At 43.8% G+C, this 10,561-nt stretch carries 6 protein-coding genes; 2 read left to right on the forward strand and 4 right to left on the reverse strand.

Translation table 11 applies throughout. The features are described 5' to 3' along the window. Positions 1-161: 161 nt before the first annotated feature. From F6J99_RS23880 to F6J99_RS23890, 3 genes are all read right to left on the reverse strand, one after another. Positions 162-728, reverse strand: coding sequence for a Uma2 family endonuclease (locus tag F6J99_RS23880; RefSeq protein WP_293115949.1), 567 nt, complete (start codon positions 726-728; stop codon positions 162-164). Then, positions 709-4,206 (reverse strand): AAA-like domain-containing protein, encoded by a 3,498-nt coding sequence (locus F6J99_RS23885; RefSeq protein ID WP_293115950.1) that lies wholly within the window; start codon positions 4,204-4,206, stop codon positions 709-711. The genes F6J99_RS23880 and F6J99_RS23885 overlap by 20 nt, the downstream gene beginning before the upstream one ends. A gap of 273 nt (positions 4,207-4,479) precedes the next feature. Next, positions 4,480-5,352: a sulfotransferase domain-containing protein gene (locus F6J99_RS23890; RefSeq protein ID WP_293115952.1), complete on the reverse strand. Its 873-nt coding sequence runs from the start codon at positions 5,350-5,352 to the stop codon at positions 4,480-4,482. A gap of 314 nt (positions 5,353-5,666) precedes the next feature. Between F6J99_RS23890 and mutL the strand changes: the two genes are divergently transcribed. Then, the gene (mutL, locus tag F6J99_RS23895; protein WP_293115968.1) at positions 5,667-7,412 is read left to right on the forward strand and encodes a DNA mismatch repair endonuclease MutL; all 1,746 of its coding nucleotides are present in this window, start codon (positions 5,667-5,669) and stop codon (positions 7,410-7,412) included. On the opposite strand, the gene F6J99_RS23900 is transcribed toward mutL, so the two are convergent. Continuing rightward, on the reverse strand, positions 7,400-7,546 hold the full coding sequence (locus F6J99_RS23900) for a hypothetical protein (protein WP_158517412.1): 147 nt from the start codon (positions 7,544-7,546) through the stop codon (positions 7,400-7,402). The two genes, mutL and F6J99_RS23900, sit on opposite strands and share 13 nt — an antisense overlap. Positions 7,547-8,047: 501 nt before the next feature. Here F6J99_RS23900 and F6J99_RS23905 point away from each other — a divergent pair. Then, positions 8,048-10,561: SpvB/TcaC N-terminal domain-containing protein (locus F6J99_RS23905; protein ID WP_293115954.1), on the forward strand; the 2,514-nt coding region annotated here is incomplete at its 3' end.

A 10,561-nucleotide genomic window follows, 5' to 3' on the forward strand; every position in this document is an offset into this window, starting at 1 on the left:
GTTGGGATGTTCTGGGTTTGAGGTTATTATCCGGGAATTTCCCTTAAAAATAATTCTCCCCATCTCCCCATCTCCCCATCTCCCCATCTCCCCATCTCCCCATCTTCCCATCTCCCCATCTCCCCATCTCCCCATCTCCCCATCTCCCCACACTCTCTTCTTCAAAGAGGTACTGTCAAAACAAATCCAGGTAATACGTCTTCTCCAGATAAACTAACTGGAAATCCAACTATTTCTACTGGTTGATTGGGACGGTATATTTCTACTTGCTGATTCTGAGGGTTAATTAACCAACCTAGTTGTAAGCCACTGTTGAGGTATTCTTGCCTCTTGTCTTGTAGAGGTTTAAGGGCGTCTGTCCGTGAACGCAATTCAATCACAAAATCAGGGCAAATCGGGGGGAATTTTTGCTGTTGTTCTGGAGTAAGAGCTTGCCAACGGTCTAACTTTACCCAAGCTGCATCGGGGGATCTATCTCCGCCGTTAGGTAGTTTAAACATGGTGGAGGAACTGAAAACTTTACCTAGTTTAGTTTGGCGATTCCAAATGGTTAGTTCAGTAATCAAATCTGCTTCTTGATTTCCACTAATTCCTCCTACTGGTGGCATGATAATTAATTCTCCCTTAGCAGTGCGCTCTAACTGTAACTCTGGATTTACTTGACAAAGATGATAAAATTGCTGATCGGTAAAATCCACATTTTCTAAGTTAAGGGTGACAAACATCATTAACCTCCGAGTTGGTCTTCAAATAATCTTGTATCCAATTGCAACCATAGATTAATAACTGGTCTAAATCGAGGACTTGATCTAAATCCCATATAATAACAGTGTTGTCTCCACTGGCGGAGGCGAGCATCTCACCATTGGGGCTGAAAACTACGGCTAAGACGCCATCGCTATGTCCTTTCAGGGTAGTTAAAAGGGTTCCATCCTGGTTCCAGAGTTTGACGGTTTTGTCATAACTAGCGCTAGCAATTCTGTTACCGTCAGGGCTAAACACTACTGCTAATACCCCTGCTTGATGACCGTTGAGGGTAGTAATCAAGGTTCCATCGCGCTTCCAGAGTTTAATGGTTTTGTCCCAACTCGCGGACGCAATGGTTTCACCGTCGGGACTGATGGCAACGCTGTAAACCCGGTCATGGTGTCCTTTGAGGGTAGTAATCAAGGTTCCGTCTGGCTGCCAAAGCTTGACAGTTTTATCCCAACTGCCGGAAGCAATTAGAGTCCCGTCTTTCTTGAAGGCTACTCCATAAATGCGATCGCTATGGCCGTTGAGGGTATTAATTAAGGTACCGTCCCGTTTCCAGAGCTTAATGGTTTTATCAGCACTAGCGGACGCCATCATTTCACCGTCGGAGCTGAATACTACTGCTAAAACAGCGCTGCTATGATTTGTTAAGGTTTTTAGCAAGCTACCGTTTCTGTGCCAGAGCTTGATGGTGTTATCGGCACTAGCAGAAGCAATCATCTCACCATCGGGGCTAATCGCTATTCCTGAAACTCTAGCGCTATGGCCACTCAGGGTTGTTTGTAGGCTACCGTCTTTATTCCACAGTTTCACGGTCTGATCCCAACTCGCGGATGCAATGGTTTTTCCGTCTGGGCTAATGGCCACTGCCCAAACTAAATCACTATGCCCCCTGAGCCTGGTGAGGATGATGCCATCGGGCTTCCAGAGCCTAACCGTTCCATCCCAACTCGCGGATGCAATAGTTTTTCCGTCTGGGGTAATGGCCACACCGTACACTAAATCTTGATGCCCTCGTAGGGTATTGAGTAATGTGCCTTCCCCACTCCACTGCTTAACGGTTCCGTCCCAACTCGCGGACGCAATGGTTTGACCATCTGGGCTGATAGCAACGTTGTAAACGCGATCGCTATGGCCGTTGAGGGTGTTTAGTAAAGTGCCATCAGTACCCCAGAGTCTAACGGTTTTATCCCCTGATGCTGAGGCAATGGTTTGACCATCTGGGCTGATGGCAACGTTGTAAACGCGGTCATTATGCCCCTGAAACGTCCTTAGTAATGTCCCATTATAGCCCCAAAGTTTAACGGTTTTGTCCCCTGACGCGGACGCAATGGTTTTACCATCTGGGCTAATGGCCACTCCATAAACAGTAGCGCTATGGTCTTCAAGGGTAGTAATCAAGGTACCGTCAGCTTTCCAGAGCTTAACGGTTTTGTCTCCAGACCCTGAAGCAATCATCTGGCTGTCGGGGCTAATGGCAACACCATAAATCCCAGCTTGATGACCCTTGAGGGTTTTATCGGGTCGGGATTGAAACGTTCCCTGACTATTCCGTTTCCAGAGTTTGACGGTTTTGTCGTCACTAGCGGAAGCAATCAGATTCCCGTCTAGGCTAATCGCAATGTCGTAAACCCCAGCTTGATGACCCTTGAGGGTAGAGATTAGTTTACCATCCAGTGTCCAGAGTTTGATGGTCTTATCATAACTAGCGGTAGCGATTAGATTAGCATCCTGGTTAATGGCAACTGCCCAAACCTGATCGCTATGCTTTACTAAGCGATTATATTCAACAGTCCCATAAACTGCCTGTCTTAGCACCGATTCTACTTGAGTTTCCGTAGCGGGGTCTGCGTTACCAAAGCTTTTCAATTGTTGCTTGGCTCGGATGGCTTCTACTAGGGCGTCCAATTGTTGATTGGAGGCAAAGAGCGCTGCTGAGGATTTTGCGATCGCATTAATTTCGCTAATAGCTGAGCGTCTATATCCCAGGTAAGTGGTCACCCCTAACCCCGTGGAAACCATCAATGCTGTACCCACTGCCATTAGCAAGAACTTGAGTCGTCTGGCACTTTTTTTCTGTTCTGCTAATCTTGCTTCTGCTTCCTTAGCCCGTTCTGCTTCTAAATACCGTTGCTGTTCAATCCAGCTTAATTCTTGAGAAGCAGCTAAGAATTCATCATCTACTACACTCAACCGTTTGCCCGCTTTCCAGTTTAAGGCTTCTGCTAAAGCTTGTCCTCGCAACAGCCGAGAATTATCTTCACGATTAGAAGCTAACCAAGCATTGAGGGCTTGATTATAAGGTCGCAGATTCCCTAATTTTTGCTCAACCCAATCCTGATTAAAAATAGACTGGTAAATACGATTATAAACCCTTAACACTGGGGAAGTTTTGTTCTCATGACCAAGCTGTTTAACAACTAACCCACTTAGCCGTAATTCTATTTGTTCAGGACTGTCATCCGCAGCAATTTCTCCCTGTTGTAAGATTTGCTGATAAAGTGCCAATAACCGACTAGACCCTTGTTCATTTCTGATAATCCGTTCCCGTAAGGTTCGTAAATGCTCCGGTTGATCATTGGCTTCCCAGTTTTCAATAATTTCCTTGCGCACAAGCTGCTCTAACCAAAATCCTTCCGTACCAGGGGGAATCCTCAGAGAGCCACTAATTGCCCTTTGATTTGATATCCACACCAGATAGCACAGCTTTTGAGTCAGAAATGGTTGTCCTCCTGTCCAAGCTAATATTTCTTTGAGAATAGTTTGGGGATTGTCTACCAATCCTACTAATCCTGATGCTAATGGTTGAGCTTCTTCTAGGGTAAACCCATGTAAATCAATAGCCTTACCAATATTAAAGGGAGTTCGTTCTTTCTGGGAAATTAAATCCGAAGGGGTTGCTACTCCAAATAAAGCAAAGGTGAGGCGATTGTAGTCAGGATTTTCCGCTCGCTGGTTATAGCAGGCTCGAATCAGAGCAAAAAAATCATCGGTGGGAAAATTTAGGCTAATAACGCTATCGATTTCATCGATAAAAATAAAAATATTTTCGCTTTTGAGGTTAACTAATAAAATCTCTTCGATTACCAGACTCAATCGCTGGATTTCCGATAAATCATCGTGTTCACGCCACCAATTTTTTAAATTAACTTTTCTGGAAAGTTTGAAATTCCTTAATAACTCAACTACTAATCCTTTGTACCACTGCTGGGGAGTAATAGTTTCGCTACCAATTATGGTCATATCAATAGAAGCGCAGCTAAAACCAGCCTGTTGCAGTCGATGCTTGATCCGTAAGCGCAAGCTAGACTTCCCCATCTGTCGGGAGTTGAACACATAACAAAACTCACCCCTAATTAAAGCGTTATAAAGTTCAGCATCAGCTCGACGCTCTACATAACTAGGGGCATTTAATTTTAAACTACCACCGACTTGATATTCGTAGGTGTCCATGTGTAGCAGTTTTCAATTGGTTGAGGTACTTTTTTCTGGGTTTTAGGGAGTAGGGAGCAGGGAGCAGGGAGCAGGGAACAGGGAGAATTTTACTTTTATAATTAGGTATATAGATCCCCCCTAACACCCCTTAAAAAAGGGGGAAATTAGATTCAAAAGTCCCCCTTATTAAGGGGGATTTAGGGGGATCTGAATTAGGCATTAACAATGCTAACATACTCTTGAACAGGTAAACATTCCTGTGTAATCAGGATTATTAAAATTGGTTTGGTTTTAATTGGGAATCAAATCAGCCCACAACATTGCTATGTCTGTTCCAGCAGTCTTATTTCTAAATTTATCAGATAAACGGGCTATTTGTTCCTCAGAAAAATGATTCTTCCAATCTCCGATTTCTCCTTTCCGGATAAACGGTGTCATTTCTTTAGGTCGCTGACTCGACCACCGACTTTGGTCTTGGCTCATGTTGGTAAAACTGGTGTGTTTAAGAATGCTATTGAAAATTTCAGCATTATTTAGTTTGTCTAAATATGAACTCCCTAAAAATTTAGCAATTTTGCGAATATGTTTAGGAGTATCAGCTTTCATAGCTTCGTAAGTGATAAACAAAACATTGTCATCCTGGCGATGGTCATACCAAGACAGTAAATGATCGAAATAATCACCCCACTCAACTTCCCCTTCAATAAAGCATTCAAAAAAATCATTAAAGGTTCCTTCAGCAAAATTATAGTGCTTCACAAACCCTTTAGTATGGTAATAAAAAGAAACAACACAATCAAAGGGATTGCGAGCAATATAGATATACTTGGCATCAGCACAGTAAGGGGTGTATGAGAAAGGAAGATGAGTTTTAATAAACCTTGGTGATGGCATGGCTGCCACAAAATCAGCACCCACTTCTTCTAAATGAGGTACTTCTAAATTGATGTCTTTGCCTACAGGTAGGGGTTCGCCATCATGGTTGAGCATCCAGACAATATGTTGAACCCAAGTTGTGCCACATTTGGGATAAGTAACAATAAAGTTATCCTCTGGTTCAGCATTGTAACTGAGTCCAGATTCAAAACAGGTTACCGGAAATCCCATGGGAATACGGAATCCCTGACACATGGAGTAGTGGGGTTTTTGTGGTTGTTGCTTCATTGTTGATCGTTAGGGAATAGGGAATAGGGAATAGGGAATAGGGAATAGGGGTAATATAACTGTATATCATAAGTACGATCAAGGCGATCAATCGGTTTAATCACATTATTTATGGTAATATTGTTTGTGGTTATTTGTCTTGTGTATAAAATGATTTTAAAATTCACTATAGCATTGCCAAATATAGCATTAAACTAAATCATGATTTCTCATGAAACTAAAAAATCCTTGGCTCTCTTTCCTACTATTGCTAGCTTGCCTTTTGCCTTTTGCCTTTTGCCTTTTGCCTTTTGCCTATTTACCGATTCCCTGAAATGATTATTCAAACCCTACCTAAAAACGTAGTTCATCTAATTGCTGCTGGGGAAGTGATTGATTCAATAGCCGCAGTGGTGCGAGAACTGATCGAAAATTCCCTTGATGCTGGGGCAACTCGGATTACCGTTTCCCTGTGGACTGAGCAATGGCGGGTACGAGTGGCAGATAATGGCACAGGGATGGAGGTCAAGAATTTACAAAAAGCGGCTTTTGCCCACAGTACTAGCAAAATCTCTAGTAGTGATGATCTGTGGAAGATTACTAGTTTGGGATTTCGTGGGGAAGCGTTGCATAGTTTGGCGGCTGTGGCAGAGTTAGAAATTTTGAGCCGATGTCCAGGAAATAGTCAGGGGTGGCGAGTAATTTATAATTCCCAAGGTGAACTGCGTCAGATTGAAACTGCTGCGATCGCACCCGGTACGATTGTGATCGTGTCTAACTTATTTGGTAAGCTGCCCGTGCGTCGCCAGGGTTTACCGGCGATGGCACAACAGTTGCGTGCTGTCCAAACCATTATTCATCAACATGCTCTGTGTCATCCTAGGGTGAGCTGGCAAGTGGAGCAAAATGGACGTCCATGGTTTAATCTTTGTCCTGGTCATACTGCCCAACAGATTCTGCCTCAAATTATCAAGCACTTAAAGGAAAGTGATTTGCAGCCCCTAACGGTAGAGGTGCCGATACCGGAAAAGGGAACAGAGCAAGAACAGGATAAAAGCACCAAGGGAAATGTCGGAAATGGTTTGATGGAGCTAGTGTTAGGATTACCGGATCGATGCCATCGCAGACGTCCAGACTGGGTAAAGGTAGCGACTAATGGACGAATTGTGCGATCGCATGAATTGGAACAAACCATGATCACAGCATTAGCTCGAACCTTGCCTCGCGATCGCTATCCCATTTGTTTCCTGCACCTGCGGATTTGTCCGAGTCAAATCGACTGGAATCGTCATCCAGCCAAGACGGAAATTTACTTACACTCGGTATCTTACTGGCAAGAGCAAGTTGCTGAAGCTATCGAGCACGCTTTGCGAATCACTCCAGCCACTCTCCCAGAAGCGATTCACTCGAACAGGGTAAAACAGTTACTCAAAACATCGGAAGCTAGAGGAGGTTACACCACCAGTCGTTCAATTCAAGGGATAGCAGCCACTCAAGAAATTACTGACAAAACTGATAGCAAAACCGATGATATTGGGCTAATCCAACTGCGAGCCGTGGCTCAGCTTCATAATATGTATATCGTAGCAGAGCATCCCACCGGTATTTGGTTAATTGAACAGCACATTGCCCATGAACGGGTGTTGTATGAAGAATTATGCGATCGCTGGCAGTTAGTCCCCTTAGAACCTCCCATCATTCTCCAGCAGTTATCCCCTAAGCAGGTTGAACAACTACAGCGCATTGGTTTAGAAGTTGACCCCTTTGGAGAAGAGCTGTGGGCAGTACGGAATGCACCAGAACTGTTGCGTCAGCGAGACGATTGTGCCAAAGCCCTATTAGAACTTAGTTTAGGAGGAGACTTACAAACCGCTCAAGTAGCAACTGCCTGCCGCAGTGCAATTCGCAATGGTATCCCCCTGAGCTTGTCAGAAATGCAGCAGTTATTAGATCAGTGGAAAAAGACTAGAAACCCTCGCACTTGTCCCCACGGGCGTCCCATTTATTTATCCTTAAAAGAGTCTGCTCTTTCCCGTTTTTTCCGCCGTCATTGGGTAATTGGAAAAAGTCATGGGATATAAGGAAGAGTTGGCAAGTTGAAGGTTGGCAAATTGAAGGTTAGAAAGTTGAAGGTTAGAAAGTTGAAGGTTGGCAAGTTATCAAGTTGTTCGCGTAGCGTGGCCTTTTGGCCAAGGTTAGCAAGTTGTTGGCCCAAGGCGTTCGGTGTAGGGTAGGTTAACCAGTTGTTCGCCCAAGGCGATTCGGTGTAGGGAGTGACTGAATAGAAAATATCTATAGCCTTTATAGATGAGATGTAAACCTAGGAGGTATTTTTTTATTAAAAAAGAAAAATACAGATCTCTTTACCCTCTTGCGTTTTGCCTTTTTACTCTTGCCTTTTTCAGCAATTTGTGGGTTTACAACCCAAATAAAAACGCTAGACTAACCAGCTCCTCCTTAACAACACTACAGCCAGTAGTGTAAAGTATTGTTACAGAAATGAACACTTCTGTTGATAATATTGCTAGTGTATAAACGCCAGCAAAAAAAGAATAGTGCTGACCTAAATATAGTGCTGAAAATATAGGTATTTGTGGTGTATAAACCTGAACTTTGTGCTGGTTTATAGAGAACACCAATGCTGTAATATTTAGGACAAGATTAAAATCAGCATCAGGGTCAAGAGTACAATGCCTAAACTCTAAAACTTACCCCTATGGAAAACCAAATCACTGCGACTCAGCTTTCTCTCCCCAAAGGTGGAGGAGCAATCCAAGGTATAGGAGAAACATTTCAAGCTTCGGAATTCACTGGAACCGCTTCCCTGTCTATTCCGATTGGGACCTCCTCCTGTCGCGGATTTGAGCCAAAAATTAGCGTTGATTACAGTTCTGGTAGTGGGAACGGAAGCTTTGGTTTGGGGTTCAATCTTTCTATCCCGAATATTTCTCGCAAAACGTCAAAGGGACTGCCACAATACGATGGCTCTGATACTTTTCTAATTTTTAATGGGGATGATTTAGTTCCCATTGTAGGGGGTAAGCGTGAGAGGATTAGCAACAATATCAAATATACGGTTATCTCTTATCGTCCCCGCACGGAAGGATTATTTGCCCAGATTGAACAGTGGATTGCACCGGAGGGGGATTCTTTTTGGCGGATAGTTAGTAGTGATAATGTTACTAGTATTTTTGGCAAAACCGAGAATAGTAGAATCTTTGATTCGGAAAATCCTAGTCATATCTTTGAATGGCTGCTATCAGAAACGTTTAATCCATCAGGCGATCGCGTTGTCTATGAATACAAGTCAGAAAATATAGATAATGTACCAAATGACCTTTGCGAAGTAAACCGCAGCCAAACTGCGAATAAATATATTGAACGAATCAAGTACGGGAATGTTACTCCCTTTCAGGAAGGGCAAAATCAGGCAGAACAATGGTTGTTTGAAGTAGTCTTTGATTATGGCGAGTATAATCTAGACTCCGACAACCCCTATATTCCTGTTCAATCATGGACTAATCGCCAAGATTCTTTTTCAACTTACCATGCTGGGTTTGAAATCCGTACCCATCGGCTGTGTCGCAGCGTCTTGATGTTCCATCGCTTTGAAGCAGAATTTGGTAGTGAACCTATCCTGGTTAAAGCGACTCGTTTCTCCTATAAAGAAACGCCCATAGTTAGCCTGATGACTGGGGTTGAATCTGTTGGCTATAGCTATGAAAATGGCAAATATCAAACCAAAAGTTTGCCGCCTTTGGAGTTTAACTATACGGAATTTAAACCAACAAATCATGCCTTTGAGCCTCTGTTGTCAGAAAAGGGTGAGTTTTTACCGGGATTAGATTTACCTCCGAATTATTCTTTGATTGATCTATACGGGGAAGGTATTCCGGGAATTCTCTACAGTGACGGTAAAACCACTCTCTATTGGGAGCCGGAAGCCAAGGAAAACGGAAAGGATGGAGCAGCAGTCAGCTATAGCCCACCCCAAACTCCCCAAGCTTTCCCCATTGAACGCAATGTGCAGGGGGCTACTCAGCGATTGATGGATTTGACCGGAAATGGTCAAATGAATTTGGTGGTGAGTAGGGGAACGACTACTGGCTATTATGAGGCGAATAGCGATCGCACTTGGCAGAGTTTCCAGACGTTTCCCTCTTTTCCAACGGACTTTAGCCACCCAGATAATCAACTGTTGGATATGACAGGGGATGGCTTAACAGATATTTTGCGGATGGATAGCGATCGCATTTGGATTTATCCAGGTAAAGGGAAAGAAGGCTTTGGTAGCCCATTCAGTCGAAATAAGAAAAATGACATTCCTTTGGTTCGGAAGGGGTCAGAAGAGGAAATTTGGCAATTTACGGATATATTTGGCACTGGGATGCAGCACTTGGTGCGCGTTACTAATGGCATGGTGGAGTGCTGGCCAAGTTTAGGCTATGGCAAGTTTGGTCAGCGGGTGCTGTTGGATCATGCTCCCCGTTTTGGCAAGCAGATGGACGCTTCACGGTTATTTCTCGCAGATTTGGATGGTTCTGGTACGGCTGACTTGATTTATGTCCATTCCGACCGGGTGCAGATCTGGTTTAACCAAAGTGGGAATAGTTTTAGTGAACCGATAACTATTTATTTACCGAGTAAGTGGGAACAGTTAAATCAAATTCGTTTTGCGGATGTCTATGGCAATGGTACAACTTGTTTGGTATTTAGCGACAACCATATTAAACCCCGCCACTGGTGTTACGATTTTTGTCAGCGTCGCAAACCCTATTTGTTAAATGAGATTAACAACAATCTGGGGTCAAAATCCACTATTACCTATTGCAGTTCCACTAAGTTTTACCTGGAAGATAAAAAGAAGGGTAACCCTTGGATTGTTAATTTACCGTTTCCGGTGCAGGTGGTGGAGAAGACGGAAAGTTTCGATCTGATTTCGGGTTCCAAAATGGTCCGTTCCTATGCTTATCATCACGGTTATTATGATGGGATTGAGCGAGAGTTTCGCGGTTTTGGATTGGTTGAGCGCAGGGATGCGGAAACCTTAGAGGATTTGTTGAAGGGTGATTCCTCTAGCCCCCCTAGCCCCCCAACTTTGGGGGGAACAGGATTTCAAAGTCCCCCAGGATTGGGGGATTTAGGGGGCAAAAATCTGATCGGGGAGAAAAATGTATCTAGCCCCCCTAGCCCCCCAACTTTGGGGGGAACAGGATTTCAAAGTCCCCCA

The organism is Moorena sp. SIO4G3, from assembly GCF_010692305.1.
GTDB classification, from domain to species: Bacteria; Cyanobacteriota; Cyanobacteriia; order Cyanobacteriales; family Coleofasciculaceae; genus Moorena; species Moorena producens_A.